Origin of the sequence: Mesorhizobium sp. M6A.T.Cr.TU.014.01.1.1 (genome assembly GCF_004022765.1) — a bacterium.
In the GTDB taxonomy this organism is placed as follows: Bacteria; Pseudomonadota; Alphaproteobacteria; order Rhizobiales; family Rhizobiaceae; genus Mesorhizobium; species Mesorhizobium mediterraneum.
In genome coordinates this window covers 91498-117126 of record NZ_RZPG01000022.1, presented here as the reverse complement: position 1 = coordinate 117126, position 25629 = coordinate 91498, and the positions used below count along the sequence as shown (strand labels likewise).

The window sequence follows — 25629 nt, the reverse complement described above, 5'->3', positions numbered from 1 at the left end:
GTCACCAATCTTTCGGCATGCGCGCTCTTGCCGGAGCGCGCACCGCCGATGACCAGGGTCAGCGTCCCGCCGGGAGCAACGCGATCAGGCAAAGCTGTCGCGCAGGCCGGTCGCCGTGCCGGTCAAGCGGCCACGCACCACGCCGACGACGGCGCCGAGCACCAGCCAGAACACCAGATTGGTCAGCGTCACCGCCACCACGAACTGGTGATGCAGACCTTCCGGGATCGGCGACTCGAAATTGTCGGGCTGCGGCGCGCCGACGATATGCGGCGCCACGATCAACGCCACGGCAAGCAGCGCCAGCGGCAGCGACTTGCGGAAGGCAAGCAGGCCGAGACCGGCCGCTGTCGCCACCACTGTCGCCATCCACCAGATCTGGCGCTGGGCGAGATCGGCGGCCGGCATCGCCGGCAGTTCGGGCGGCAGGCCAAGGTTCGGAGCCAGCGTGAACACGGCAAAGCCAGCGAGCCCCCAGAACAGGCCCTGACGCCAATTGCCGATGCCGCCGGCAAACTCCGAAGCGGCGACCAGGATCAGAGCAAAGCCGATGCCGGTAACGACATTGGCAGCGATATTGAAGACGAAACGCTCGAAGCCATCGGCCGGCGCCCAGCCTTCGTCTTCCGGAGCGGCAGCTTCAGCCGGTGCGGCGCTGTTCATAGCAGTCGTGCTCATTGCGTTTTCGGCAGGTGCTATCGGCGCCGCGGCATGGTCATGCGCGTGGCCGCCGCCGGCCTGCTCGTAGACTTCCGCCTTCAGGATGAGCGGCACGGTGGCATAGGCCTGCATGCAGGCGAGGACGACGCCGGCCACAAGCCCTGCGATCGCCGCGATGAACACGACGTTGCGAAACAATGTCATGATGTCAGCCCCTCGTCAGTGGCAGGGAAACGCCATCGAATGGCGATAGTCGTGAGCGGCATTGTGGACCGCATCGATATGCGAGAAGCCGACAAAGCCCATGACGAAAATGCCGAGAAATGCAGCAAGCGCCAGCTGCAAGAAGCGCGACTGCGAGGAGACGGAAGCGCCGAGCGAGACGGAAGCGGTATTCATGTCTTGTCCTTTCGCCCTCCACCCGAGGGCATAGAAGTCAGTTCTCCTGTCGCCGGCAGGTCTCCTGGCTCGCGGATCAGCGCCCTTCCCCACCTTCCCGAAGAAACTCTTCAGTGGCATATGGAGAGGACTACCGCACACAGTTGCGGGGGCAGCCACGGCATTGGGCAAATTTTGCCCTCACCGCATTCCCTCTTGGTTCCAAAGGAACCGACGACGGCTGCGACTATAGGCAGAATCGTAACGCCCGGCAAACCAAATTCCGCCAGCTACCAGCGCGAATGCGCCGTCTTGGTAGGCCAGCCAGCCGGCGCCGTGATTGACAATTTTCGCGCCCGGGTGTCGGCTGGAGCATCACAGGAAGCCGGTCATGCAACCCAGCCCGAGCGAGCACGATCCCTATAACGGTTTGACGCGACTTGAACCGACGCTGCCGTCGTCGGCGTACTGGGACATCGACGCCCATCAGCGCGATCTCGACGCCATCTGGTATCGAAGCTGGCTGCTCGTCTGCCGCGAGGCCGACCTTGCCCAGCCGCTGGCGTTCAGGACGTTCCGTGTCGGCACGCAGGAGATCGTCGTGCTGCGCGACGAGACCGGCGAGCTGCGCGCCTTCCATAACACCTGCCGGCATCGCGGCTCGCAGCTCTGCCAGGCGAGCGAAGGACGGCTGAAGGCGCGGCTCATCACCTGTCCCTATCACGCCTGGTCCTATTCGCTGCGTGGCGATCTCGTGCGCGTGCCGTCGAAATCGCTACCTGAAGGCTTCGACAAGGCCGATCATCCGCTCTATCGGGTCGCACTGTCGGTGTGGCGCGGTTTCGTCTTCGTCAATCTCAGGGAAGACGCCGCCGGTTCGGCCGAAACATCCTTCGATCCCGCATCCGGCAATCTCGCCAACTGGCCGCTGGAGACGCTGGTGTCGGGCCATGTGCTGCGCAAGGTGATGGACTGCAACTGGAAGATTTTCTGGGAGAACTTCAACGAGTGCCTGCATTGCCCGGGCGTTCACAAGGACCTGTCTCGGCTGGTGCCGATCTATGGCCGCGGCCTGATGGGGCGGCACGACGACCCGGAATGGGCCCGTTGCGCCGACAATGACGCGCCGGAGTTTTCCGGTGGCCTGCGGGCCGGAGCCGAGACCTGGTCGCGCGACGGGCGCGTCCACGGCCCGGTCTTTCCCGAGCTGACGTCCGCCGAGCGTACCGCCGGGCAGACCTATGCCACCAATTTGCCGTCGATGTTCATCGTCGGCCATGTCGATTATGTCCGCACCGTGCGGCTGGTGCCGCTCGGCCCGGAGCAGACCGAACTGACCGCCGAATGGCTTTTTTCGCCCGAAGCGCTCGCCGATCCAACGGCTGATATCGACAACATCGTCGCCTTCGGCAGGCAGGTGCTGGAGGAAGACGCGGATATCTGCGAGGTCAACCAGAAGGGCCTGCGCTCGATGCGCCACGAGGCGGGCGTTCTGATGCCCGAGGAATATGAATTGCACCGCTTCCACAACTGGGTGCGCGAACGCCACACAGCCCTTTCACCAACGCCCTGAACATCGGAGAGTTTGGCCCACCTTCTTTTGTCCGGGGCAACCGTGATAGTCGTCTTGCAGTGCTGAATCAGATTGCGAGACCATGAGCATCCTTACGCCAATCGCCCCCGTTCAGGATCAATCGAAGACGAAGCGCATTATCGCCATCGACGTCGCACGCGGCATCGCCTTGCTTGCCATGGCGAGCTACCATTTCACCTGGGATCTCGAATTCTTCGGCTATACCGATCCCGGCCTGACCGCCTTCGGCTGGTGGAAGTTCTACGCGCGCTGCATCGCTTCGACCTTCCTGTTTCTGGTTGGCGTCAGCCTGTTCCTCGCCCATGGCAAACAGATCCGCTGGAACGGCTTCTGGAAACGCTTCGCCATGGTCGCCGGGGCGGCGCTCGCTATATCGGCCGCCACAAGGTTTGCCACGCCGGACAGCTTCATCTTCTTCGGCATCCTGCACGAGATCGCGCTGGCCAGTCTGGTCGGCCTGGCGTTTCTGCGCCTGCCGGCGCTGCTGACGCTTGTCGTCGCGGCTTTCGTCATCACCGCTCCGCTCTATCTCAGGTCCGGGATCTTCGACCATCCGGCCCTGTGGTGGGTCGGCCTGTCGGCAACCAATCCACGCTCCAACGATTATGTCCCGCTGTTGCCGTGGTTCGGCGCCGTGCTTGCGGGCATCGCGGCGGCAAAGCTCAGCTCCGCCTCCGGCATGCTGACGCGGCTGGCGAGCGTCACGCCTGCCCGCTGGACAAATCCGCTGGTCTTTATCGGCCGGCACAGCCTCGCCTTCTATCTGATCCACCAGCCGGTGCTGATCGGCTCGGTCTGGCTGTTTTCGCAGATCATGCCGGCACCGGTCGAAACCAGGCAGGTGACCTTCCTGAAAGAATGCCAGATGTCGTGCGAGCAATCGCGCGACACGGAGTTCTGCTCCAGCTATTGTGTGTGCATGCTCGATACGCTCGAGGGCGAGGCGACGCTTGATCGGCTCTACAGCAACGACCAGGCTGCGGACTGGAAGACGCATCTCGACGAGCTCGCCGGTGCCTGCACTGCCAAGGCCGACAGCACTTTGATGGAGGGAGGAGCACAATGACCGACCATCAGACCAAACCGGGTCAGCCGAAACCAGGGCAGCCGAAACCGGGCCTTATACCGTGGCCGCCGCTGATCTATCTCGCAGCCATCGCCGTCAGCATCGCGCTTGGCTTGCTCTATCCGCTTCCATGGATCGGCGGCCTTCTAGGCGACATCCTGTTCGCGGCCGGCTGGGTGGCATTGTTCGGCGTCGTCGCACTCTGGTTCACGGCGATCCGCACCATGATCCGGGCAAAGACGACGCTCCACCCAAACGCCGTGCCGGACCACCTGGTCACATCAGGCCCTTTCGCCGTCAGCCGCAACCCGATTTATCTGGCCAACACGCTGCTGCTGATCGGCGTGGCCCTTGTCTCGGGGATTGTATGGTTCCTGCCGCTGGCGATCATCGCGGCCTTCGCAACGCAGAAGATGGCGATCGAAGGCGAGGAGAAAGTCCTGGCGACGAAATTCGGCAAGAAATACCGGGATTACGCGAAAAAGGTGCGGCGCTGGATTTGAGGCGTGCGGCAAAGGCCACTCAAGTGTTGACGCCGAGCTCCACCAGTCGCTCGACGCAGGATTCCTCAGCCTGGTCGAGCTCGGCCAGGGTCTCTTCGAGGTCCCGGCGCTTCTGGCGCAGATCCTCTCGCTTTTCCTCGATGCGCTTGATCATCAGATTGAGTTGACCGACCTCCCCGGGCGGCTCCTTGTACATCTGGATGATTTCGCGGATTTCGTTGATCGAAAAGCCGAGCCTCTTGCCGCGCATGATCTGGCGGATGAGATGCCGGTCCGACGGGCGAAACAGCCGCGTGCGGCCGCGCCGTACCGGCTGCACCAGCCCCTCGTCCTCATAGAAGCGCAGCGTCCGCGTCGAAACATCGAATTCGCGGGTCAGTTCTGTGATCGAATAATATTCCCGCATCATCACTCCAAATGCCCGGAAAGCGGCGCGATCACCCATCATGCGGCGATGCCCTTCATTCACAAAAGCGGCTCGTCCCGTACCGGAATCGATCGGTTGGCTCTCCGTCAAAACTTCGCACGCAACTTACGTAAAAGTCAATTGAAGTGCCTTATCCGGCTCCGGCGCCCAGATGCAGCCACCAGGTTGCAAGGCTAAGGAAGGCGAGGAAACCGATAACGTCGGTAATCATCGTCGTGAAGATTGATGACGAAATCGCCGGATCGGCGCCGAGCCTGTCGAGGAACAGCGGAATCAGAATGCCGCCGAGTGCCGCGGCCAGCATGTTCACGATCATCGCCGCGGCAATGACGAAACCGAGGTCGGGATTGTGAAACCAGAGGCCGGCGACCAGCCCGAGGATCGCCGCAATGACCATGCCATTCAGCAAGCCGACCACAACCTCGCGGCGAATGACGCGACCGGCATTGTAGATATCGAGGTCACGTGTGGCGAGCGCGCGCACGGTCACTGTCATCGTCTGCGTGCCGGCATTGCCGCCCAGCGAGGCGACAATCGGCATCAGTGCGGCAAGTGCGACCATTTCCTCGATCGTCGCGCCGAACATACTGATCACCGAGGCCGAGATGAAGGCCGTCCCGAGGTTGACCAGCAGCCACGGAACGCGCGAGCGCGAGGTCGAGAAAATGCTGTCCGAGAGTTCTTCGTCGCCGACACCACCCATGCGCAGCAGATCCTCCTCTGCTTCCTGCTGGATGACGTCGACGACATCGTCGATCGTCAGCACGCCGACCAGCCGGTCATTCTCGTCGACGACGGCGGCGGAGAGAAGGTCGTATTGCTCGAATTCGCGCGCCGCCTCTTCCTGATCCATCTTGGCCGGAATGGCGTGCCTGGTCTCATGCATGACCTCTTCGACCTTGACCGAACGCTTGGTGCGCAGGATCTGGTCGAGATCGATGGCGCCGAGCAGCTTGAAGCTCGGATCGATGACGAAGATCTGGCTGAAGCGGTCGGGAAGGTTCTGGTCCTCGCGCATGTAGTCGATGGTCTGGCCGATCGTCCAGAACGGCGGCACCGCGACGAACTCCGTCTGCATGCGGCGGCCGGCGGTCTCTTCGGGATAGGCGAGCGAGCGGCGCAGCCTGATCCGCTCGGTGAACGGCAGTTGCGACAGGATTTCGTCCTGGTCTTCCTTTTCGAGATCCTCGAGGATGTAGACCGCGTCGTCGGAATCGAGGTCCTGCACCCCCTGGGCGATCTGCGCGTTGGGCAGATTGTCGACGATGTCGCGGCGTATCGCCTCGTCGACCTCGGTCAGCGCGGAAAAGTCGAAGTCGGCGCCCAACAATTCGACCAGCGCGCGGCGCTGCTCGGGATGAAGCGCCTCGAGCAGATCGCCGAGTTCCGATTGGTGCAGGTCGTCGACTTCACGCTTCAGCGTCAGCGTGTCGCGATCGGCGATCGCTGCGCCGATCTGGGCAAGGAACGACGACAGAATGGCGCCGTCCTCGCCATAGATGTCGGCGTGGCTGTCTTCAGCGGCCCTGGCGCCGGTCGTCTGTTCGTCCTGGCCTTCCACCAGCGCCTCCCGCCATCAGAATTCCGGAAAAGGTGCCTGTCAGGTCTAGAGCATCGAGCCCAAAAGTGGAAACCGGTTTTGGCAAAATCCGATGCCCAAACACAAAGATAGAGCGGCGGCACGTCTAGACTTGAAAGTCCGCCGCTCTATGACGCAACGCGCGGGAATATCAAACGAAAATGCGCCCTGTCCTGCAGGGAGGCGAAGGCTGATGCGACTTGGATTAGCGGACGGGCGATCGTTTACTCCTGATCGTCCGAAGCGGGAACGGATCGATCATCTGGCATCATCGTTCTCTCGTAGAGGCGCCAAGATGAAACCACGATTGCGCAACAAAACTTAACATCACTTCACGCATGCGGCCACTTTCATCTGAAATGGTGAGAGCATCGGGGGCTTATCGCCTCGCTATACTGGAGCACGCATGTTCGCCAAAATGGACTCTGGAATATTTGCCGGCCGGGCATCTCTTGCAGCTATGGCCATCCTGTTTTCAACGCATCCGGGGACCGCGCTTGCTGCCGACGCCATTGCCGTGAATTCAGACGATTTCCTCCCGCCGCCCGAACCTTCCCGTTTCGGGCGCATCGAGCAAAAACTGGCCGACTGGCATGTTGTCGTAGGCGGCGGCGCGATCATCGTTCCAAAGTACGAGGGCAGCGACGAGTTCAAGATCATGCCGGTGCCCTTTGTCACGGCGACATTCCGCGACGTGGTAACGATCGATCCGACAGGCGCCGACATTGCAATCTATAAACAAGACCGGTTCGCATTCAGCGCGCGGCTTGGTTATGAAATGGGCCGCGATGAAGACGATGCCGACCGTCTGCGCGGGCTGGGAGACATCGGCATGGGCGCCACCGTCGGCGGGAAGGCCGCCGTGAATTTCGGCCCGGCTGAAATCTTTGCGCAAGTGGACAAGACCATCGGCGGCAGCGATGGCCTAGTGGGTGAGGTCGGGATCGAGGTCAGCCAGCCGCTGTCCCAATCATTGATGATTGGCGCCCGCGCTTCCGCCGTCTTCGCCGACGAAAATCATATGCAGGCCTATTTCGGCGTCACGCCGGAACAATCGGCTCGCTCTGGGCTGGCGCGCTATGATGCCGGCGCCGGGTTGAAGCGCGCCGATTTTTCGGTCTCCGCCACATATATGCTCAACCAGAACTGGATGGTGCGCGGCGAAGCGGGAATCGGCGTTCTCGTGGGTGACGCCGCCGACAGTCCGATCGTCGTCGAAAAGATCCAGCCTTCAGGCATGCTTCTCGTCGGATATCGGTTCTAACCGCCCACAAAGGTTACCAGTCCAGGCAATGGCAAACGTCGCACGGCACCAGGGCGATTTGAACGCCGAGTCCAAATCGACAAGGCAAGTTTGGCGCATCCTCATTGTCGAAGACGATGTCGAGATCGCGCGCATGCTGGGCGAGACGCTCACTGAAAACAGCATGATCGTGGAAATAGCCGAGAGCGGCGTCCGGATGGACGCCGCGCTTCGCAACCAGAAGTTCGATCTCATCGTGCTCGATGTCATGCTCCCCGGTGAAAACGGCCTCAGCATCTGCCGCCGTCTTCGCGCGCAAACGAACGTTCCGATCCTGATGCTGACCGCGCTTGGCGAAGAAATCGACCGTATCTTCGGACTGGAGATCGGCGCTGACGAATACGTGACGAAACCGTTCAGCGCGCGCGAGCTGACGGCCAGGATACGGGCGTTGCTGCGCCGGACGGCCTACGCTCCCGAAGAGCGGGATTGGTCGAAGGCGCTTCTCTTCAATGGCTGGCGCCTCGACCCTATCCGTCGGCAATTGCATGATCCGAGCAATGCGCGGGTTTCGACTACGACGCATGAATTCGACCTGCTGCTCGCCTTCTGCCGCAACGCCGGCCGGGTTCTGTCGCGCGAGGAGCTTCTCGGCGTCACTCATGCCGGGCTCGCCGGACCGATCGAGCGAAGCGTCGACGTCCATGTCAGCCGCATCCGCCAGAAGATCGAAAAGGACGCGCGCGATCCGGTGCTTCTCAAAACTGTTCGGCTGGGTGGCTACATCTTCACCGCGACGGTGGAGGAAGCATGAGGAATTTCATCCGTCGCAGCCTGCCGCAGTCAGTGCGTGGGCAACTTGCGGCAATCATTCTCGTCGCGGTATTTGTGATCCTGTCCACCGGATCGGTCATCGAAAGTTTTACCAGGAATATCGACCTGCCGGTCATCGACGACAGCGTCGTGCGAGCCAGCGTGATTGCCGGCCTGTTGCGCAAAGCACCAGCGACAGCTCGTAACGAGATCCTCGCAGCGACGGCTCGTGCGGGCCTGGATTTCAGGATAATTTCGAAGGAAAAGACCGACAGTATTCCATATTCTTATCTGCAATGGCGAAACATCGAATGGCTTCTTGGGGTCGAAGACAGGCCGATTGACGGGCGATGGCTGACCATCGACGGTCAATCCGCGTTTGTCATCGGCCTGGATCAGCAGACCATCCTCGCTCATTTCGGAGTGCCCGATACCTTACTGACCTCAGACCTCGTCCATTCCTTGTTCTACAAGTTTATGGCTTTCATCGCCTTGCCCACCCTGATCTGGCTGTTTGCGGTGTGGGCCGTGACGGATCCATTGAAACGCATCTCGACGGCTGTCGGTTCGGCCGAGATCGAGAATGGCGACGAGCTTTTCGTCGAACGCGGCTCCATCGAAATGGTCGGCCTGGCGCGCGCGCTGAACAGGATGAGAACACGCATCCGGACCATGATCGAAAACCGCACACGCATGTTGCGCAGCGTCAGCCACGATCTGCGCACGCCTTTGACGCGGCTGCGGCTTCGCGCCGAGCGCATGGACGATGGGCTCATCCGAACCGCGATGCTGTCCGATATCCAGCATATTGAAGATCTGGTCGACGAGACCTTGACCTATCTGCGCAACGACGTCTCGACAGAGAAGCTGCAGCGCGCCGACATTGCCAGCGTGCTGCAAACCGTCTGCGCCGAATTTTCGGACGTCGGGTTTCCGGTCTCATATTCCGGGCCGGACCGGCTTCTGGGCTGGTGCAAACCCAATGCATTGGCGCGGGCGATCACCAATCTCTGCGACAACGGCGTCAGGTTCGCCGGCAACGTCACCGTCGCATTGACGCAGACCGATACAGCGGCGCGCATCGCGGTCGTCGATGATGGGCCGGGCATTCCGACACTCGCGCGCGCCCGCGTCTTCGAACCGTTCTTCAAGGAGGACACGTCGCGCGGTGGTACGTCGAAGCATGGCTTCGGTCTGGGTCTGTCGATCGTTGCGGACATCATCCAGGGGCACGGCGGCAAGATCGAATTGCAGGACAACCAGCCAACCGGGCTCGTCGTTACCGTCGATCTGCCGAATGAATCAAATGTCCAGCCGTCATAAGACGGCCCGCCCCGAGAGGACACGGTGTGTTGGACCAGGGCAGCAAAATTGGGTCTCTCAATATTTGCCGATGAGGGCTGGAAACCCTATATAGCTGAACCTGCGCTTGCGTCGACTGCGGGCGTGCGGAGATCAATCGTAGAGAAGGATACAGATGCCGAACGACAACTCGGATGCGGCGATACCTAGAATTGCTCTTATTTCAACCCATGGCTACGTTGCAGCCAACCCACCACTGGGCGCGGCCGATACCGGCGGACAGGTGGTCTACGTCCTGGAACTGGCCAAAAAGCTGGCCCAATTGGGCTATGCTGTCGATATTTGGACGCGACGATTTGAAGACCAACCTCCTATCGATGAAGTGGCCGACGGGGTTCGTGTTCTGCGTGTCGCCTGTGGCGGACCCGATTTTATTCCGAAGGAATATCTCCACCGCCACCTTCTCGAATGGTGTGAAAACGCGCTGCGCCTAATTCGCAGGGAAAACCTCTCCTACGACTTCATCAACAGTCACTACTGGGATGCGGGTGTGGCGGGGCAACGACTGTCGGAGGCGCTCACTATCCCGCACATCCATACGCCGCATTCTCTCGGCATATGGAAACAGCGCCAGATGAAGACGGACTACCCAGACAAGGCCGATACATTCGAAGCCGAATTCAATTTCACCGAGCGCATAAAGCACGAGACAATCATCTATCGAAGCTGCGCCATGGTGATTGCAACAACGCCGCCGCAGGTGGACATGCTGGTCGAGGACTACAGCCTCGAGCGCGACCGCGTGCACATGATCCCGCCCGGTTACGACGACAACCGGTTCTTCCCCGTCAGCGAGGCGTCTCGCCGGCTGATCCGCCACCGGCTCGGTTTCGAGGGACGAACGATCCTGGCGCTCGGCCGGCTCGCCACCAATAAGGGCTATGACCTGCTGATCGATGCGTTTTCCGTGGTGGCGCCGCGTGTGCCAGATGCGGTCCTGAGGCTCGCCGTCGGCGGCGAGAACATGGACGAGCAGGAACAGAAGATCCTGAACCAGCTCAAGGAACAGGTTGAACAGCTAGGCTTGCAGGATCGTGTCGTCTTCTCCGGCTATGTTGCCGACGAGGATCTGGCCGACACCTATCGTGCGGCGGACATGTTCGTGCTGTCGAGCCGCTACGAGCCGTTCGGCATGACCGCGATCGAGGCAATGGCCTGCGGAACGCCCACCGTGGTTACGATCCATGGCGGCCTCTATCGCGGGATCAGCTATGGCCGGCACGCGCTCTTCGGTGATCCGTTCGACAAGGAAGACCTCGGCATCACGATCGTCAAACCTATGAAGCACCCGCGCCTCTACGGCCGGCTGGGCCGCATGGGTGCGCACAAGGCGCGCAGCCTGTTCACCTGGACAGGTATCGCGCAGCAGCTTGTCAGCCTTGTCGAGGGACGTCCGGTGTTGAAGGCGGTCGACGATCATGATTGGGACGAGCCGTGGAACGACGGCGATTGAGACCGATCGCGCTTCTATCGAGTGATCTCGACGGGACCCTGGCAGGCCATGCGCCGGCGACGTCACGCTTTCGTTCCAAATGGGAAGCGCTCGACCCCGAGCGCCGACCGGTTCTCGTCTACAATAGCGGTCGTCTGGCCGACGACATTTTGAATTTCGTCGACGAAGTCGGCCTGCCAGCGCCAGACTACGTGATCGGGGGTGTCGGCACGATGCTCGCCGGCCCGCGGCACAGCTCGCGCCCCGCACACCTTACTGATTTGGAGCACTTTACCCAGAGGCTTTCGGAAGGCTGGTCTCTTGAAAAGGTCGATGCGGTGCTCGGATCGCTCAAAGACACCGTCCGGCAGCCCGACGGTTATCAACACGCCTTCAAATCGAGTTGGTACCTGCACGACGCAAGCCCGGACGCCCTTGCCGATATCGAGCGTGCGCTGGTTGAAGCCGGCCTGTCGGTGACGATGGTCTATTCGAGCGGACGCGATCTCGACGTCCTGCCGCGTTCGGCAGACAAGGGGCAGGCGCTGGCCTGGCTCTGCAATGAACTCGGCATCGGCCTTGATGAGGTGGTCGTCGCCGGCGACACCAACAACGATCGCAGTATGTTCGACCTGCCGGGTGCGCGCGGGATTGTCGTCGCCAATGCCTTACCCGAACTGCTTGACATGGCCCGGAACAACCCGCTGATTTACAGCGCGAAGGAACAGTTTGCCTTTGGTGTCGTCGAAGGCCTCGTTCATTGGTCGGTGTTTGAGGACGCCCAATCCTGAACTGGAAATAGGATCTCCCTGTCAGGGTTTGAGCGCCCATACCGTCGCGTGCAGAACGGCACCCGCTTCGGCGATGAGACGTGCGGATTGTATCGGCTCAAAACCGCTGATCCGTTTCGTGCCAGCCCAACGACCGCGATCGGCGAACACCTCGATCGATCCGTAGTCGAGGAATATCCGCAGCCGTTTTGGACGGGCTCCCTTGGCGATATAGTGAGGAGATTCCGCCGCGTCGTCTCCATGACAGATGGCAAGCCCGTCGTCGTCGACGACAACGTCGAGGCGGACAGTTGGATGCTCGAGCTTCAGGTGGAAATGGACACCCGGTTTTTCCAACTCGAACAGGATTTCGACGGCGCCATTGATAAAGCTTACCTGCTCTCCGGCTGCAAGGCGTGTTCGGTCCAGAATATGGCTCCGCAGGCTCTCGGCAGCTCCGATGGGCGGGGTATGCAACTCGCCTGCAGACAGATGGATATTGCGAGGCAGCGTCATGGCGGTGGGGAAATCGATCGCCGGTCCGGTGTCGGCCCAGTTGGCAAGCCAGCCTATACCGACAATGGCATCACCGTCGACGAAGGCCTGGAAGGCGTAGTTATCCGTCCCGAAGTCCAGTTCCTGTTCGAATTCCTTGGCAAAAGTCTGTCCATCGAACCAGCCTACAATGGCCATTGTCAGGTTCTTGCGCCGGGTGGACTGGTCCTCACTGTTCATCAACCCGAGAATTAGAACCCAGCGCGTCGCGGGATCGGTCGCAGGCCCGTCGAGCGGCAGCAGACAGGGACATTCGATCGCCGTCGTCCGATAGTGTTTCTCGACCAGAAGCTTGCCGATATACGTCCAGCCGCTGGCCGCCGTATGGTCATGGGTTTCGTAGAGCAGGACAACGCCGCCTTCGCTGCTCTGGCTGCCCAGCAGCATTTTCCAAAGGCCATCCGGCCCCCTGAACACGTATGGGTCGCGAAAATCCGCTGTCAGTCCCTCGTCAAGCGGGCGGTATGGCAGGATGACGTCCGCATTTCCCGCCATGATGAGGTCGCTGGAAGTGGCAGTGAGTTGGATTTGCTGTTCTGGGATGCGGTCCTGTACCTGCTCGGTAAAAAAGACGCGAATGCCCGGGCCATCGGCAAGCGGGACTGCCGAGCCGGAATACGCACCGCCCCGTCTGTCGGGCCGTGCGGTAAGATCTTCCGATGGGAACAGGAAGATAGGCATGTGGCGCCATCGCAAATAATCCGAAGATACGGCGTGCCCCCAATGCATCGTGTTCCACCGAAGACCATGGGAATAGTGCTGATAAAAGAGATGTGGGCGACCTCCAAACCGGCCAAAGCCGTTGGGATCGTTCATCCAGCCGAACGGCGGACGAAAATGATAGCTGTCAGGAATGTTCGGCGGCGCATTTCCCGGATTGGTGTGGATAACTGTAATACCTGTCTCCAGCACGTCGGCCAACGCGAACCAGTAGGCAACCGACACCGAGGTTTGATCCGTGTCGTAATCCAGTTCGACGCTGCCACCGCCGAAGACGTGAAAAATCCTGAATTCATACTCTTCGGCGTTCGTAACGCTTACCTCGCCGAACTTGCCACGCACATTGGAAAAAGACAGCGAGCCCGGAACATCCGGCTTGGTCGCCTTGAGCCAGATATGGAACGTGGCGTTGACTGGCAGGTCGGCATGCAGGCTTCGAATGGTGTCCCCTCCCGCAATCCTTACCTGGACCTGGCTGTCACTCATGAAGATGGCTCCGTTCCGTGCGGCGTTCCCGGACAGATAGAGTATCAAACCCGGTTTTCGACCTGGAAATGCGTTGCAGAAGGTTAAAGCTGTATCTTCACTTTGGCAAAGCGTCCGGATCGATGGTCTTCGACGTCCATCCGCCGCACGGATCGGCGCCAGCATCGGTCTCAGCCTCCTTTGGCGAGGCACGGGAATATCAAAAAAATGCGTGCTAAAAACCACGTTCTACGAAATCTTCGCGCCCGCCCGTCCGGACCAGCTGCCGGGTTGGGTCGGACGTCGGCCCGCTACGCTGAAAGCTGAATTTTAGGAGAATCTCATGGCCATCGGTCCTGACACCAAAAGTGTCTACACCATTGCCCCGACGCCGTTCGAGGCGGATGGCAAGATTGACTGGGAATCACTCGATTCGATGGTCGATTTTTACGAGCGCTGCGGCGTCGATGGGATGACCATCCTCGGCATCATGGGCGAGGCCCCGAAGCTCGACGCCGGCGAATCGCTCGAGATCGTCAAACGCATCGTGGCGCGCACCAAGCTGCCGGTCATCGTCGGCGTCTCCGCACCCGGCTTCGCCGCCATGCGCAGCCTTGCGCGTGCCTCGATGGAGGTCGGCGCCCAGGGCGTGATGATTGCGCCGCAGCCATCGCTGCGCACCGACGACCAGATCGTCACCTATTTCCGCAACGCATCCGAAGCAGTCGGCGAGGATGTTCCTTTCGTCCTGCAGGACTATCCGCTGACCCTCTCGGTCGTCATGACGCCGGCCGTCATTCGCCGCATTGTCACCGACAATCCGGCCTGCTTCATGCTCAAGCACGAGGACTGGCCGGGCCTGGAGAAGATCAGCGCGCTGCGCGGCTTCCAGAAGGACGGCTCGCTGCGCTCGCTGTCCATCCTCACCGGTAATGGCGGCCTCTTCCTCGACTTCGAGATGGAGCGCGGCGCCGACGGCGCGATGACTGGCTATGCCTTCCCCGATATGCTGGTCGACGTGGTGAAGCTGTCTGCCGCCGGCGAGCGCGACAAGGCACACGATCTTTTCGACGCCCACCTGCCCTATCTGCGCTATGAGCAGCAGCCCGGTGTGGGACTTGCGGTACGCAAATATGTGATGATGAAGCGCGGTGCCATCGCGTCCGATGCCCAGCGCAAGCCGGGCAGCGCGTTGTCGGCGGCGGCCAGACAAGAGGTAGACTACCTGCTTTCGCGGCTGGAAAGCCGCGTCTAGCTTTCGTCTTCGGCTTTGCCGATCTTCTTTGGACACATCGATGTTGTCCCTCCCGGCTGGTTGGGAAAAAGGGATGTCGAACTGGGTCAGCGGCCGGACCGCTGATAGCCGGCGTGTTTTCTGCGCGAGCCGTAGCGCTTCTCGTAAAGCGGTCGCAGCAGCGACTGAATGTCAGGATCGGACACGCGCCTGCCTGTGGTTCTTGCCGAGTTCTTGATTCGCCTGATCCGTCCATCGAGGGCTCGGCGCACTTCGTGCGGAAAGATGCCGTTTCGATACATCGCGCTCTCCTGATTGACGAAAATGTTGGGCCTGATTGACGAAAATGTTGGGCGCGATAGTCGAAGGGCTGCACTACGGAATGATTTCAGCGAGGAGGAATTTGATTACAGTTGTAGCAACGGCGGAAGAGCAGCGATCCACTGCCGCCCGGAACGGCTCAGCCTATGATCAGCGCATTGTCGCCGGCAACCACAGGGCGATCTGCGGGAAGATGATCAGCAGCACTGTCGTCACGACGAGCGCAATCGTCAGGATGCTGGTGCCCTTGTATACCTTCATCAGGTCGGCTCCCGCGGTCGTGCCAACGACGAACGCGACGAGGCCGACCGGCGGGAAGACAAGCCCCATGGCGACCATCATCATGGAAACGACGCCGAACCAGATCGGATCGAAGCCGAGCGAAGTGATGAGCGGGAACGTCAGTTGCAATGTCAGAAGCAGCAGCGGGATCTCGTCCATGAACATGCTGATGACGAAGTAGACCGCCAAAATGGCGATGATCACCATCCAGCGATTGAGATCCATCGCGGTCACCAACGCGACGATCTCCTGCGGAATGCGGCTGAGCGTCATGAGGTCGCGCCGATCAGGATCAGGAAAATCATGGCGGAGGTGCGAATCGTCGATTTCAGCGCCTCCAGCACGCCATGCGCCGACAGCCCGCCAAGTGCGACGCCGATCACGCCCGCCATCAACGCGCCGACCGCGCCCACCTCGGTCGGAGTAGTGATCCCGAGGTAGAGCAGCGCGATCACGATGACGATGAGCAACAGGCTCGGCCACACGCGCGCGAGGCTTGCCCAGCGCTCCCTGCCGGGAACCCGATAGGTCTCCGGTGCGTGCGACGGGCTGATCTTGACCCAGAGATAGATCGTCAATGTCAGCAGGATACCGACCAGAATGCCAGGCATGATGCCGGCGATCAGCAGCTTGCCGACGGAAGTCTGCGTGGCGAGCCCGTAGATCACCATGGCGACGCTTGGCGGGATCAGGATGTCGAGCGTGGCACCGACCCCGATCGCGCCGGCGGCAAGCTCTTCGGAATAGCCGTGCCGGCGCATCTCCGGCATGGCGATCTTCGACATCACCGAAGCCGCGGCGACGCTCGCACCCGACATCGCGCCGAAAACCCCGCAGGACAACACGGTGGCGATAGCAAGCCCACCTGGGATGAGCGACAACCAGTTGCTCGCGGCGGTGTAAAGGTCGCGCGCGAGCCCGCTCGAAGCCGAGAAATAGGCCATCAGAATGAACATCGGGATCGTCGTGAGGGCATAGTCCGCCACCGTATCGAACGGCGTCAGGGCGACCATGCCCAGCATCTTGGCGAGATCGCCGGTCACCACATAAATGCCCAGCATGCCCGACGCGGCTAGCGCGACCGCGATCGGCACGCCGAGCAGCAGAAGCGCGACCAGTGCCACTAAGGGAAGCGCGGTGACCATCGGCTAGCGTTCACGACGCGGCGAGCCGGTCAGGATTGCCAGCGCAAGAATGAGGAAGCCGAGCGGGGGCAGCAAATACGCCGGGCCGACCGGAATCGGCAGCGCGCTCAGCGTCGTGGGCTCGAAGAGCGAGCGGTATGCCTGCTGCACGGTCGCCGCCGCGAACACGAGGCAGCACAATATGGCGACGATGTATGCGAGGTGATCAGCAATCGATCGCGGCAACGGCGAAAGCCGATCCACCAGAAAGGTGGCCCGGATGAAGGCTCCGCCTCGAAATGCGGAAGGCAGGCCGAGAAAGATTGCCGCGGTCATCAAGTATTTCTCGGTGAGCTCGTAGGCGATCAGGATCGGGCTGTTCAAAAAATAACGACAGACGGCATCGGCGCTGGTCAGCAGCATCATGATGGCGGTCGCGGTAACGGCGGCGTAAACGAGCATGAACTCGCAACGCCGCTGCCATTTCTCGATTCGTCCAAGAACGGTCATGTCTTGGGATGGTGGCATCGTGTCGGACATCGGCTTTTCGTTGAGGCGTCATCTCGCTCTGAGAACCGCCGAACATCAGTCGTTCAACATCTCGATGGTGGCTTCAAGAATCTGTCGGGCCTCCTTGTGGCCTTTGGCTTCCATTTTTTTGACCCAAGCGTCCCAGAGCGGCTGAGCGGCGACCTTGTTCCAGCGCACCACCTCCTCCGTCGGCATCGCGTAGCGGATCATCTCGCGGTTTTCCGCCTCGGCCCCGTCGAGGGCTGCCTGCTCGGCTGCGTCGAAGAAGTTCCTGCCCCATAATTTCGAACCTTCGAGGCCGCTGACGCTCATGATGGCGTCGCGGATATCCATGGGCAGGCTGTCCCATTTCTGTTTGTTGGCGCACAGCGAGCCGTACACGGCAGAGAGCGGCGCGATCGTGTAGTATTTCGCGACCTCGTAGAGCCGGAAGGCATTCACCGCCTCCCAGGGCGCTCCCATGCCGTCGACCACGCCCTTGTCGAGGGCCTGGTAGACATCCGGCATCGGGACCAGTGTCGGCACGGCGCCCGGCGCCTTCATCTGCTCGGTCGGCGGTCCGCCGGTCACGCGTATCTTGAGACCCTTCAAATCCTCCAGCGTCTTCACCTGTTTGCTGGTGGTGAGGATGAAGTACGGATGGCTCGTCCACAGCGCCAGCGGCTGGGTCTCAGCATATTCCTCCCGTATGGCGGGGAACCTTTCGTAGAGTTTCCACAACACTTCGCTGCCTTTCTCGGCGGACGTGATCGGCAGGCCAGGCAGGGTGATCACATCCGACAGCGGGGTGACGTCCGGCCAGTAGCCGTGGAAGCACCAGCCAATGTCGACGACGCCGGCGCGCACCGCGTTCCACGTCTCCGTCCCTTTCACCAAGGTCTGCCCCGGATAGTGCTCGATCTTCACGCGGCCTTTGGTTGCTTCCTCGATCTTCTTGATCCAGGGCTGCATCGCGTGGACGGAGCCCCAGGCGGTCGGCGGATTCTGATCGGCCACTGTCAGTGTCACTTCCTGCGCGGGTGCCGCTGAGTTCAGGGCAAGTACAGTGCCCACGATCCCGATCGCCGAGAGAAGGTTTCTGACGACATCCCATGACTGCTGATAGATCATCCTTCGCGCTCCGCTACTCTCATGTCATGAATGGCGCTGTCTCGGAGAATTGCGCTACAGAATGATTTCAGCGAAACGGAATTTAGTTACGTCTGTAACAGCGGGGAGAGTCGTTGTTGATCGGCGGCGCCGCCATATGGCAATTTGCTGTGGAAGGAGGCGGGCGGCTTGGCACCGATGCTGGCCAAACGGCAGCGTCAACAGCAATTGGGGAGACCCATGGCCAATGCTGAGGAACTCCGGAGCTACATCATCAAGGGTGGCGAGGAAGGGCGGTCGCGGCTCGCCCTCATCTCGCGCGTGCTGGCGCCGGCAACCCGAGCGCTTCTCGATCGCTTCGAACCGCTGAACGGAATGTTGGCGCTGGACGCCGGTTGCGGCGGCGGTGACGTCAGCTTCGAGTTGGCGGCTCGGGTCGGTTCAAACGGCCGCGTCGTCGGATTCGATCTCGACGAAGAGAAGCTGGCGGCGGCCCGCGAAGAGGCAGCCAACCGCGGCCTCGCCAATGTCGCGTTTCACAAGGCGAGCGTGCTCAATCCATGGCCAATCTCGGGCGCCGCGTTGGTCTATATCCGGTTCGTTCTCACGCATCTCGCGAGCCCGGAGGAAGTGCTGGCGAGAGCAAGGGCGGCGCTGGCGTCCGGCGGCGTCTTGATCGTCGAGGATATCGACTATGCCGGCCAATTCTGCGATCCGCCTTGTCCGGCCGTCGATCGCTATAGCGAGCTCTTTGTCGCGACGCTCAAGGCGCGTGGCGGCGACCCGTTCATCGGGCGCAGGCTGGTCCGCCTTCTGGAAAGCGGCGGGCTTTGCTAGTGTCGACTCCGGCCTCGTCCAACCCTTCGGGCGAAGCCGCGACATCAAACAGACCACATCGCTCACCATGGCGGCGATCGCCGGAGCCGTCGCAGCATCGGGCATCGCCACCGCCGAAGAGGTCGACCACGTGACGCGCGAGATCAAATCCTTTGCCGACCGGTCGGACACGACCATATCCCTCCCACGCATCTTTCAGGCGTGGGGGCGAATGACGTACTGACAGATGCATTGCCTTCCGGCAACGGCCTTGCCGTATGACGGCTTTGGGTCAAGCCACGCGGTTAGTGCGCGGCTTACCGCGCGCCCAAACCGCCCGCAGTTTCGCGCAGTGTTTCAGTTTGCATGAACAGTCTTGGGAAGAACTGCAAGGAAACAGAAATTGCGAGGTAGAATAATAGCTTATTGGATAAAGCTGGTGCGGTCGAGAAGACTCGAACTTCCACGGGTTGCCCCACAGCGACCTCAACGCTGCGCGTCTACCAATTCCGCCACGACCGCACGTGGTAGGAGCCGAAACGAACCGGCTCGCGGCGTGTAGCAAATCGTTTCCGGCGAAACAAGGGCGCGTCGCGCAATAATTGCCCGGGCTTCGGCATAACCCTTCAAAGAGCTGGAACGCGCCGGAACTGGACGTTTCGCCCGATTGCCGCCATATGTGAGGCTAATGCATGTCGCCCAAAAGTGCGCAGCGGTTTTGGGACAACGATATGCATAAAACGAAAATCTAAAGCGTGCCCACGGTTCCCTTCAAACGCGGCGCGCTTTAGACGAGACACGCCATGACAGAACGCAGCCAGATCGCCACGTCGTTCCTGCCCCTGCCCGGTTCGGCGCCGGTCGAATGGCGGATCGAACCCGGCCTCACCGCCTATCCGGATGCGCTTGCCGTGATGGAGGCGCGTGCCGAAGCGATCCGAAGCGGCGCCGCCGGCGAGATGGTCTGGCTGGTCGAGCATCCGCCGCTCTACACCGCCGGCACCAGCGCCCACATCGAGGACCTGATCGAGCCAGACCGTTTCCCGGTGTTCGCGGCCGGGCGCGGCGGCGAATACACCTATCACGGGCCAGGCCAGCGGGTCGCTTATGTGATGCTCGACCTGAAGCGGCGGCGCGAGGATGTCCGCGCCTTCGTCGCGGCACTTGAACAATGGATCATCGGCACGCTCGCCGCCTTCAACGTGCTCGGCGAACGGCGCGAGGACCGCGTCGGCGTCTGGGTGGTGCGACCGGATCGCCCCACCCTGCCTGACGGATCGCCGGCCGAGGACAAGATCGCTGCCATCGGCATCAGGCTGAGGCGCTGGGTGAGCTTTCACGGCATCGCCATCAATGTCGAGCCGGATCTCAGCCACTTCAGCGGCATCGTGCCGTGCGGCGTGCAGGACCACGGCGTTACCAGCCTTGTCGATCTCGGTCTTCCCCTGGGGATGGCCGACCTCGATCTCGCGCTGAAATCCGCATTCGAGGATGTCTTCGGACCGGCGGCGCCTTTGATTGTCGAAACCGCCCGCAAGGCTGGCTGACAGCGCTGAACCACCGAACTCCGACGCTGCCCCTCCCCCCGTGAAAAAAGGGGCACGCTGCCTCACATCGCTCCGATCCAGATTGCCATGGAAACGAGAAACGTGCTCATGCACACCAGTGACACGACATCCTGAACAAGACCGGTCATAACGCTCTCCTGTTTTCAGTATGTTCTTATTTTGTTCTAATTTTGTTCGAATGTCAACGACCGCAATCCGAGCGTGTCGCGAAATTCCGGGCGCTCAGTTCGGCAGGGTTAAGAAAAGGTTGCGAGCCGGATTTCCGCCGTTTTCGGCGCTGGTTGCGTGTGGCGAAAATGCAGCCGGACAGCATGCTGATAGTCAGTCGCCAAGTGTGGAGATTCAGGTCAGGCCGGCATCACCTGAATATCGATACACCTAAAGCGGAACAACCTTGCCGTCGGCTAGCGTGACACGACGGTCCATGCGCGAGGCAAGCTCGTGATTGTGGGTGGCGATCAGCGCCGCCAGGCCCGATTGCCGGACCAGCGCGCTCAGCGCCTCGAACACATAAGAGGCGGTGACCGGGTCTAGGTTGCCGGTCGGCTCGTCTGCCAGCAGCACCAGCGGCGCATTGGCGACGGCGCGCGCGATGGCGACGCGCTGTTGCTCGCCGCCGGACAATTCCGAGGGGCGATGCTGCGCGCGCTTGCCGATCTGCATGTAGTCGAGCAGTTGCGCCGAACGCTCGGCAGCCTCCTTGCGCGTCAGCCCTTTTATCAGCTGCGGCATCATGATGTTTTCCAGCGCCGTGAACTCCGGCAGCAGGTGATGGAACTGATAGACGAAGCCGACATCGTTGCGGCGGATCGCCGTGCGCTCGTCGTCGGAAAGGCGCCCGCAGGCACGGCCGGCCAGAATCACGTCGCCGGCGTCTGGCCGCTCCAGCAGTCCGGCGGTGTGCAACAGCGTCGATTTGCCGGTGCCCGACGGCGCCACCAGCGCCACGATCTCGCCGCGCTTCAGCGAAAAATCGGCGCCATTGAGGATCGTCAGCTTGCGCGGGCCCTGGACATAGTGCCGCTCGACGCTCTTCAGCTCGATAATGGCCTCGGCCATCATTCGTACCTCAGCGCTTCGACGGGATCGAGCCTGGCCGCGCGCCATGCCGGAAACAGCGTCGCCAGGAACGACAGCACCAGCGCCATGAGCACCACCGAGATCGTCTCGCTGGCGTCCATGCGGGCAGGCAGCTGGCTGAGGAAATAGAGCTCGGGATTGAACAGCCTCTCGCCGGCCAACCAGGAGAAGAACTGGCGGATTCGCTCGACGTTCAGGCAGATTACAACGCCGAGCAGCACGCCGGCGATGGTGCCCACCACGCCGATCGCCGCGCCCGTCATCAGGAAGATGCGCAGGATCGCGCCGCGCGTGGCGCCCATGGTGCGCAGGATGGCGATGTCGTGGCCCTTGTCCTTCACCAGCATGATCAGGCCCGAAATGATGTTGAGCGCCGCCACCAGCACGATCAGCGTCAGGATCATGAACATGACGTTGCGCTCCACTTGCAGCGCATCGAAGAACGTCCTGTTGCGTTCTCGCCAGTCGACCATGGTGATCGGCCGCTGCGACGCCTCCTCGATCTTCGGCTTCAGCGCGTCGACATTGTCGGGATTGTCGACATAGAGCTCGATGGTCTGGGCCCGGCCATCCATGTTGAAATAGAGCTGCGCTTCCGAAAACGGCATGTAGACGATGGAGCTGTCATATTCCGACATGCCGACCTCGAAGATCGCCGTGACCGGGTAGCCCTTCATGCGCGGTGTCGTGCCGAGCGGCGTCACGTCGCCGTCGGGCGCGATCAGCGTGATGGTGTCGCCGAGCACAAGACCGAGATTCTCGGCCATGCGGCTGCCGATGGCGACGCCCTCGCTTGTGTCGAAGCCAGCGATCGAGCCCTGCTTGATATTGTTGGCGACGATCGAAATCTTGCCCAGATCCTCGCCGCGGATGCCGCGCACCAGCGCTCCTGACCCGCCGCCGACATTGCCTTGCGCCAGCACCTGCCCGTCGATCAGCGGAATAGCGTATTTGACGCCGGGCACGCCATTGATGCGGCCGGCAACCTGCGCATAGTCCTCCAGCGGCATGTCAAGCGGCTGCACGATCAGATGGCCATTGACGCCGAGGATGCGCGTCAACAGTTCGGCGCGAAACCCGTTCATGACGGCCATCACGACGATAAGCGTGGCGACGCCCAGCATGATGCCGAGGAAGGAGATCGAGGCAATGACGGAGATCACCGTCTCCTTGCGGCGCGAGCGCAGATAGCGCCACGCGACCATGCGTTCGAAAACGGAAAAAGGTCCGGCGGCCGGGGGTTTCGCTACTGCGGCTTCGCTCATGCGGCAGAACCGAAACGCTTCTTCACGTCTGCGATCGGCAGCGTCTCACGCTCGCCGGTCCTGCGGTTCTTGATCTCGATCTCGCCGGCAGCCACGCCGCGCGGCCCGACGATCACCTGCCACGGCAGGCCGATCAGGTCGGCGGTGGCGAATTTGCCGCCCGGCCGCTGGTCGGTGTCGTCGTAGAGCACGTCCTTGCCGGCGGCGACAAACGCCGCATGGAGCTCATCGCAGACGCGGTCGCACTCGGCGTCACCGGCTTTCATATTGATCAGACCGATGTCGAAGGGCGCCACCGCCTCCGGCCAGATGATGCCGTTGTCGTCATGGCTGGCCTCGATGATCGCCGCGACCAGCCGGGTCGGGCCGATGCCGTAGGAACCTCCGGAGACAAAATGATCCTTGCCGTCGGGCCCGGTCACCTTGGCGCCCATCGGCTTCGAATATTTGTCGCCGAAATGGAAGATGTGGCCGACCTCAATGCCGCGCGCCGAGACACGGTCGGTCGTCGCAACCTTCTCCCACGCCGCCTCGTCGTGCATCTCGTCGGTCGCGGCGTAGGGCGTCGTCCATGTCTTGACGATGTCGCCGATCGCGGCATCGTTGGAGAAGTCCGTGTCCGCGCCCGGCACATCAAGCGCGAGATAATCGCGATGGCAATAGACCTGGCTCTCGCCGGTGTCGGCCAGGATGATGAATTCGTGGCTGAGGTCGCCGCCGATCGGCCCGGTGTCGGCACGCATCGGGATCGCCTGCAGCCCCATGCGCGTGAACGTCCTGAGGTAGGACACGAACATCCTGTTATAGGCCGCCTTGGCGCTTTCGAAGTCGAGATCGAAGGAATAGGCGTCCTTCATCAGGAACTCTCTGCTGCGCATGACGCCGAAGCGCGGCCGCACCTCGTCGCGGAACTTCCACTGGATGTGATAGAGATTGAGCGGCAGATCCTTGTACGACTTCACATAGGCGCGGAAAATCTCGGTGACCATCTCCTCGTTGGTCGGCCCATAGAGCATGTCCCGATCTTGCCGGTCCTTGATGCGCAGCATCTCCTTGCCATAATCGTCATAGCGGCCGCTTTCGCGCCACAGCTCGGCGGACTGGATGGTCGGCATCAGGATCTCGAGCGCGCCGGCGCGGTTCTGCTCCTCGCGAATGATCCGGCAGACCTTGTCCAGCACCCTTTTGCCGAGCGGCAGCCAGGAAAAACTGCCTTGCCCCTGCTGGCGGATCATGCCGGCGCGTAGCATCAGCCGGTGCGAGACGATTTCGGCCTCGCGCGGGTTTTCTTTGAGGATAGGCAGGAAATAGCGCGACAAACGCATGGACTGGTCCGTGAGAGAGAGTTACCGCACCGGAATCGGCGCAGCGCTGGGCTTGCTTGCCCCGGCTTCATAGCCATTTCATGACGGAATGGAAACCCGCCCCCCAAGCGCCGCAAAGGGTGCCGCAGTGCCGCATCCGCCTTGCTGGTCGTTTCGCAAGCAACGCTTGCCACACTATTGTGCAGTGCAGCACGAGATTGCCTATTTCCAGGCAAAATTCTGCGTGACATTTTCACCCGCCTTGGTCTAATGTGCCCCGATAACCGAGAGGGCGGAAAGAAATCTGCCCTCCTACGCGGTCAAAGTCTTGGGAGGATGCGATCTAGGCGCGGTTACTCGCTGCCGCCGGACACCGGAAACAGATCGGACGCGTTTAAATTGCAAGGCCTTGTGCCTTGCATTTTTTTTGTGCAATCATTTGGTTAGCACGACGTACTGCCAAATCGCTTTATCCAGACGTGTCGCCCGAAGGTGCGCGGCCGCTAAAGCAAGAAATTGACGCGCGTAAATACTAATCCCTTGGAGCGCGTGGCGCCCTCGCGGCAGCAAAACAAATCCGGAAGCCGGCTTTGTTTTGCCCCCATCGGCGCTCGCGTTCAGGGCGACGAATAGTGCGTCGCCGGTTATGCTAACTCTTGGGGCTCTGGCTAAAATCCGGCACGATGTGCGGGATATCGTCGATGCCGAGGCCGAGCCCCCTCGTGATGCCATAGAAGATGCCAAGAAGAACCATCGTGACGATCGTCGTCCGCAGCACGGCGCGCAGCATATGCGGCCCGCGCGGCGCGCTGTGTACCGTGCCCAGCGTCACGTCCTGATCTTCGTCCTGCGTCCTCATGCTGAACGGCAGGACGGCGAACAGCACCACCCACCATGTGATGAAGAACAGAGCGATAAACGAAACCCAGCTCATGCTTGCTCCAGTTCGACCAGCGTGCCGAAGAAATCCTTGGGATGCAGGAACAGCACCGGCTTGCCATGCGCGCCGGTCTTCGGGTTGCCGTCGCCCAGGACGCGGGCGCCGCTGGCCTTGAGGTGATCACGCGCGGCAAGAATGTCGTCAACCTCATAACAGACATGATGCATGCCGCCCGAGGGGTTCTTCTCGAGGAATGCCGCGATCGGCGAACCCTCGCCGAGCGGCTCCAGCAATTCGATCTTGGTGTTGCCGACATCGACGAACACCACCGTCACGCCATGTTCCGGCAGCGCCTGCGGTGCGGTCACCCGAGCGCCGAGCGTGTCGCGATAGGCCGCTGTCGCCGCGGCAAGATCCGGCACGGCAAGCGCGACATGGTTCAGGCGTCCGAGCATAGGTGCTCCCGGGTTAGGGGAGTAGGGGAGTAGGGCAGTAGGGCAGTAGGGAAAGACAGGATCTAGAAGTGCAGATTGTTTGCGCTCCTACTTCCTACTTCCCTACTCCCTTA

At 61.3% G+C, this 25629-nt stretch carries 26 protein-coding genes, 1 tRNA gene and 1 riboswitch; of the genes, 12 read left to right on the top strand and 15 right to left on the bottom strand.

The genetic code is table 11. From position 1 onward, the window contains the following. Positions 1-84: 84 nt before the first annotated feature. Together EN885_RS23565 and EN885_RS23560 are read right to left on the bottom strand one after the other, a co-directional pair. The gene (locus EN885_RS23565) at positions 85-864 is read right to left on the bottom strand and encodes a CbtA family protein (protein WP_128244022.1); all 780 of its coding nucleotides are present in this window, start codon (positions 862-864) and stop codon (positions 85-87) included. A 15-nt stretch (positions 865-879) separates the two neighbouring features. After that, positions 880-1059 carry a CbtB domain-containing protein gene (locus EN885_RS23560; protein WP_095483469.1) on the bottom strand — a complete coding sequence of 60 codons (180 nt, stop codon included), beginning with the start codon at positions 1057-1059 and terminating at the stop codon, positions 880-882. A 36-nt stretch (positions 1060-1095) separates the two neighbouring features. After that, positions 1096-1289, bottom strand: a riboswitch (cobalamin riboswitch). Between the two features lie 140 nt (positions 1290-1429). Between EN885_RS23560 and EN885_RS23555 the strand changes: the two genes are divergently transcribed. The 3 genes from EN885_RS23555 (at position 1430) to EN885_RS23545 (ending at position 4201) form a co-directional block, all read left to right on the top strand. After that, positions 1430-2611, top strand: a complete 1182-nt coding sequence (locus EN885_RS23555; protein WP_126106080.1) for an aromatic ring-hydroxylating dioxygenase subunit alpha — start codon at positions 1430-1432, stop codon at positions 2609-2611. An 82-nt stretch (positions 2612-2693) separates the two neighbouring features. After that, the gene (locus EN885_RS23550) at positions 2694-3698 is read left to right on the top strand and encodes a DUF1624 domain-containing protein (protein WP_128244023.1); all 1005 of its coding nucleotides are present in this window, start codon (positions 2694-2696) and stop codon (positions 3696-3698) included. Beyond that, positions 3695-4201, top strand: a complete 507-nt coding sequence (locus tag EN885_RS23545; RefSeq protein WP_128244024.1) for an isoprenylcysteine carboxylmethyltransferase family protein — start codon at positions 3695-3697, stop codon at positions 4199-4201. The genes EN885_RS23550 and EN885_RS23545 overlap by 4 nt, the downstream gene beginning before the upstream one ends. A gap of 19 nt (positions 4202-4220) precedes the next feature. Here EN885_RS23545 and EN885_RS23540 read toward each other — a convergent pair whose 3' ends face one another. Together EN885_RS23540 and mgtE are read right to left on the bottom strand one after the other, a co-directional pair. Beyond that, positions 4221-4607: a MerR family DNA-binding transcriptional regulator gene (locus EN885_RS23540; RefSeq protein WP_023685221.1), complete on the bottom strand. Its 387-nt coding sequence runs from the start codon at positions 4605-4607 to the stop codon at positions 4221-4223. 151 nt (positions 4608-4758) lie between these two features. Further along, positions 4759-6189 carry a magnesium transporter gene (gene mgtE / locus EN885_RS23535; protein WP_126106078.1) on the bottom strand — a complete coding sequence of 477 codons (1431 nt, stop codon included), beginning with the start codon at positions 6187-6189 and terminating at the stop codon, positions 4759-4761. Between the two features lie 424 nt (positions 6190-6613). Here mgtE and EN885_RS23530 point away from each other — a divergent pair, with 424 nt between their 5' ends. The 5 genes from EN885_RS23530 (at position 6614) to EN885_RS23510 (ending at position 11848) form a co-directional block, all read left to right on the top strand. Continuing rightward, complete coding sequence (locus EN885_RS23530) at positions 6614-7471, top strand: MipA/OmpV family protein (protein ID WP_126106077.1); 858 nt, start codon at positions 6614-6616, stop codon at positions 7469-7471. A 28-nt stretch (positions 7472-7499) separates the two neighbouring features. Continuing rightward, on the top strand, positions 7500-8264 hold the full coding sequence (locus EN885_RS23525; RefSeq protein WP_164897907.1) for a response regulator transcription factor: 765 nt from the start codon (positions 7500-7502) through the stop codon (positions 8262-8264). Beyond that, entirely contained in the window at positions 8261-9586 is a 1326-nt protein-coding gene (locus EN885_RS23520; RefSeq protein WP_128244025.1) for an ATP-binding protein, read from the top strand. Before EN885_RS23525 ends, EN885_RS23520 begins: the two co-directional genes overlap by 4 nt. A 154-nt stretch (positions 9587-9740) precedes the next feature. Beyond that, on the top strand, positions 9741-11078 hold the full coding sequence (locus tag EN885_RS23515; protein WP_126106075.1) for a glycosyltransferase family 1 protein: 1338 nt from the start codon (positions 9741-9743) through the stop codon (positions 11076-11078). Then, positions 11075-11848: an HAD-IIB family hydrolase gene (locus tag EN885_RS23510; protein WP_128244026.1), complete on the top strand. Its 774-nt coding sequence runs from the start codon at positions 11075-11077 to the stop codon at positions 11846-11848. The genes EN885_RS23515 and EN885_RS23510 overlap by 4 nt, the downstream gene beginning before the upstream one ends. Positions 11849-11869: 21 nt before the next feature. Here EN885_RS23510 and EN885_RS23505 read toward each other — a convergent pair whose 3' ends face one another. Next, positions 11870-13588 carry a GH32 C-terminal domain-containing protein gene (locus EN885_RS23505; RefSeq protein ID WP_128244041.1) on the bottom strand — a complete coding sequence of 573 codons (1719 nt, stop codon included), beginning with the start codon at positions 13586-13588 and terminating at the stop codon, positions 11870-11872. Positions 13589-13910: 322 nt separating this feature from the next. Here EN885_RS23505 and EN885_RS23500 point away from each other — a divergent pair, with 322 nt between their 5' ends. Continuing rightward, entirely contained in the window at positions 13911-14822 is a 912-nt protein-coding gene (locus tag EN885_RS23500; protein ID WP_128244027.1) for a dihydrodipicolinate synthase family protein, read from the top strand. A 450-nt stretch (positions 14823-15272) separates the two neighbouring features. Here the strand turns inward: EN885_RS23500 and EN885_RS34730 are convergent, their stop codons facing one another. From EN885_RS34730 to EN885_RS23480, 4 genes are read right to left on the bottom strand one after another with little or no spacing between them, the layout of a single operon-like run. After that, positions 15273-15677 carry a TRAP transporter large permease subunit gene (locus EN885_RS34730; RefSeq protein ID WP_128244028.1) on the bottom strand — a complete coding sequence of 135 codons (405 nt, stop codon included), beginning with the start codon at positions 15675-15677 and terminating at the stop codon, positions 15273-15275. Continuing rightward, positions 15674-16549 (bottom strand): TRAP transporter large permease subunit, encoded by an 876-nt coding sequence (locus EN885_RS23490; protein ID WP_128244029.1) that lies wholly within the window; start codon positions 16547-16549, stop codon positions 15674-15676. Before EN885_RS23490 ends, EN885_RS34730 begins: the two co-directional genes overlap by 4 nt. Before the next feature lie 3 nt (positions 16550-16552). Next, on the bottom strand, positions 16553-17068 hold the full coding sequence (locus tag EN885_RS23485; RefSeq protein ID WP_128244030.1) for a TRAP transporter small permease: 516 nt from the start codon (positions 17066-17068) through the stop codon (positions 16553-16555). A gap of 45 nt (positions 17069-17113) precedes the next feature. After that, on the bottom strand, positions 17114-18169 hold the full coding sequence (locus EN885_RS23480) for a TRAP transporter substrate-binding protein (RefSeq protein WP_128244031.1): 1056 nt from the start codon (positions 18167-18169) through the stop codon (positions 17114-17116). Between the two features lie 219 nt (positions 18170-18388). Here EN885_RS23480 and EN885_RS23475 point away from each other — a divergent pair, with 219 nt between their 5' ends. Both EN885_RS23475 and EN885_RS33675 read left to right on the top strand, forming a co-directional pair. Further along, positions 18389-18985 carry a methyltransferase domain-containing protein gene (locus EN885_RS23475; protein WP_164897906.1) on the top strand — a complete coding sequence of 199 codons (597 nt, stop codon included), beginning with the start codon at positions 18389-18391 and terminating at the stop codon, positions 18983-18985. A 67-nt stretch (positions 18986-19052) separates the two neighbouring features. Further along, the gene (locus EN885_RS33675) at positions 19053-19208 is read left to right on the top strand and encodes a hypothetical protein (RefSeq protein WP_164897905.1); all 156 of its coding nucleotides are present in this window, start codon (positions 19053-19055) and stop codon (positions 19206-19208) included. Positions 19209-19401: 193 nt separating this feature from the next. Here EN885_RS33675 and EN885_RS23465 read toward each other — a convergent pair. After that, positions 19402-19486 (bottom strand) — tRNA-Leu (locus tag EN885_RS23465). A gap of 281 nt (positions 19487-19767) precedes the next feature. Between EN885_RS23465 and lipB the strand changes: the two genes are divergently transcribed. Next, positions 19768-20511 carry a lipoyl(octanoyl) transferase LipB gene (lipB, locus tag EN885_RS23460; RefSeq protein ID WP_128244033.1) on the top strand — a complete coding sequence of 248 codons (744 nt, stop codon included), beginning with the start codon at positions 19768-19770 and terminating at the stop codon, positions 20509-20511. Positions 20512-20910: 399 nt separating this feature from the next. On the opposite strand, the gene EN885_RS23455 is transcribed toward lipB, so the two are convergent. From EN885_RS23455 to mce, 5 genes are all read right to left on the bottom strand, one after another. Beyond that, entirely contained in the window at positions 20911-21594 is a 684-nt protein-coding gene (locus EN885_RS23455) for an ABC transporter ATP-binding protein (protein ID WP_185928275.1), read from the bottom strand. Continuing rightward, entirely contained in the window at positions 21591-22877 is a 1287-nt protein-coding gene (locus EN885_RS23450; protein WP_126106069.1) for a lipoprotein-releasing ABC transporter permease subunit, read from the bottom strand. The genes EN885_RS23455 and EN885_RS23450 overlap by 4 nt, the downstream gene beginning before the upstream one ends. Beyond that, positions 22874-24202, bottom strand: coding sequence for a proline--tRNA ligase (proS, locus tag EN885_RS23445; protein ID WP_128244034.1), 1329 nt, complete (start codon positions 24200-24202; stop codon positions 22874-22876). Before proS ends, EN885_RS23450 begins: the two co-directional genes overlap by 4 nt. A gap of 628 nt (positions 24203-24830) precedes the next feature. Then, entirely contained in the window at positions 24831-25115 is a 285-nt protein-coding gene (locus tag EN885_RS23440; RefSeq protein ID WP_095483450.1) for a DUF1467 family protein, read from the bottom strand. Next, positions 25112-25516: a methylmalonyl-CoA epimerase gene (gene mce, locus EN885_RS23435; protein WP_095483449.1), complete on the bottom strand. Its 405-nt coding sequence runs from the start codon at positions 25514-25516 to the stop codon at positions 25112-25114. The genes EN885_RS23440 and mce overlap by 4 nt, the downstream gene beginning before the upstream one ends. Between the last annotated feature and the right edge of the window lie 113 nt (positions 25517-25629).